Annotated in this window: 2 protein-coding genes; both read right to left on the bottom strand. The window is 67.1% G+C overall.

Going from position 1 to position 1900, the window contains the following annotated elements:
- Positions 1–125 precede the first annotated feature (125 nt).
- Positions 126–1733, bottom strand: coding sequence for a monocarboxylate uptake permease MctP (mctP, locus tag K6I34_RS36415; RefSeq protein ID WP_229332305.1), 1608 nt, complete (start codon positions 1731–1733; stop codon positions 126–128).
- Positions 1730–1900: DUF3311 domain-containing protein (locus K6I34_RS36410; RefSeq protein ID WP_229332306.1), on the bottom strand; the 171-nt coding region annotated here is incomplete at its 5' end. The genes K6I34_RS36410 and mctP, both read right to left, overlap by 4 nt.

Genomic DNA, 1900 nt, shown 5'->3' with positions numbered 1-1900 from the left:
CGCGGGGAACTGCGCGACCAGCCCCCACCGACCGGCGGTCGCCGGACTGCCCCCGGCACCCGCCCGGAAGGCGCACTGGACACCCGGAAGCACGCCGCAGGCGACAGGCGGCAGACGGCAGGCGACTAGTGACCGGGCGCGGGCAGGTCGGCCCGCACCCCCTCGTCCCCGGCATCAGCCGTGTAGTCGGAGGGCGACGTCTCGTCGACCCCATCCGGCACCCGGAACGCCTTGAACGCAAACGTCAGCACCACGGCCACCACCACATTGAGAACAAAAGCGGTAAGCCCGATATACCCCTTCTCCCCGATAAGCGGAATAAGGTTCGTATTCCCGAAATGGTCCTGCGTGGCACTCGGCGTGTCATACGCCCGCCACGTCCCGTAGACCATGCCCACCGCCCAGCCGGCGAGCAGCGCCCACCGGTGGAACCAGCGGGTGAAGAGCCCGCCGACGAGCGCCGGGACGGTCTGCAGGATCCAGATGCCACCGAGCAGCTGGAAATTGATGGCGACCGTCTTGTCCATGGTGAGAACGAAGATCAGCGCGCCGACCTTCACGAGCAGCGAGGCCAGCTTGGAGACCTTCGCCTCGCGCTCGGGCGTGGCGTCGGGCCGGATGAAGTCCTTGTAGATATTGCGCGTGAAGAGATTCGCTGCCGCAATGGACATGATGGCCGCGGGCACCAGCGCACCGATTCCGATCGCGGCGAAGGCCACGCCGGTGAACCAGTCGGGGAACATGTCCTCGAAGAGCTGGGGAATCGCGAGCTGACCGTTCTTCACCTTCACCCCGGCGGCGATCGCCATGAAGCCGAGCATCGCGAGCAGGCCCAGCATCAGCGAGTAGAGCGGCAGGATCGTGGTGTTGCGGCGGATGACGTTGCGGTTCTTGCTGGAGAGCACCGCGGTCACCGAGTGCGGGTAGAGGAAGAGCGCCATCGCCGATCCCAGTGCCAGCGTCGCGTACGCCCATTGGGCGTCGGGCCCGGTCACGAGAGAACCGCGCGGCTTGCCGGTTGCGGGGTTCTTGACCGCAAAGGCGTCGGCGGCCTTGGCGAAGATGTGGTCGAAGCCGCCCAGCCTGATGGGGATATAGATGACGGCCACGATGATGACGATGTAGACCAGCGCGTCCTTGACGAAGGCGATGAGCGCGGGGGCACGCAGCCCGGAGGAATAGGTGTAGGCCGCGAGCACGCCGAACGCGATCAGCAGCGGCAGGTCCTTCATGAACCAGTTGGAGCCGCCGCCGACACCGAGCACGTCCAGGACGGCCTGGATGCCGACGAGCTGGAGCGCGATGTACGGCATCGTGGCGAGCAGCCCGGTGAGCGCGAGCGCGAGCGAGAGCCCCTTGGACCCGAACCGCCCCCGCACGAAGTCCGACGACGTCACATACCCGTGCTTGTGCGCGACGGACCACAGCCGCGGCAGGAAGGTGAACACCAGCGGATAACAGAGGATCGTGTACGGCACCGCGAAGAACCCCGCCGCACCGCCCGCGTAGACGGCCGCCGGGACGGCGACGAAGGTGTACGCGGTATAGAGGTCACCGCCCAGCAGGAACCACGTGATCCAGGTGCCGAACGACCGGCCGCCCAGTCCCCACTCGTCGAGGCTGTCGGCATTCTCGGCGCGCCGCCACTTGGCGGCCACGAAGCCCATGGCCGTGACGACCACGAAGAAGAAGATGAACACGGCGAGCGCCACGCCGTTCACGCCGTCCTTCACGGCCGCCCACCCCCTGCCGCCGCCGAGGCCTTACGGGCCCGCTCGTGCCGTCGCACGATCACGTACGCGGTGCTGGTGAGCGCGGTCGACACGAACACCCAGGCCATCTGGTACCAGTAGAAGAAGGGGATACCGATGAACGCGGGCGTGAGCCGGTTGTACGTATC

Origin of the sequence: Streptomyces sp. UNOC14_S4, assembly GCF_020740835.1 — a bacterium.
In the GTDB taxonomy this organism is placed as follows: domain Bacteria; phylum Actinomycetota; class Actinomycetes; order Streptomycetales; family Streptomycetaceae; genus Streptomyces.
The sequence above is the reverse complement of the archived record's forward strand: the minus strand, read 5'-3'. Positions and strand labels throughout refer to the sequence as shown.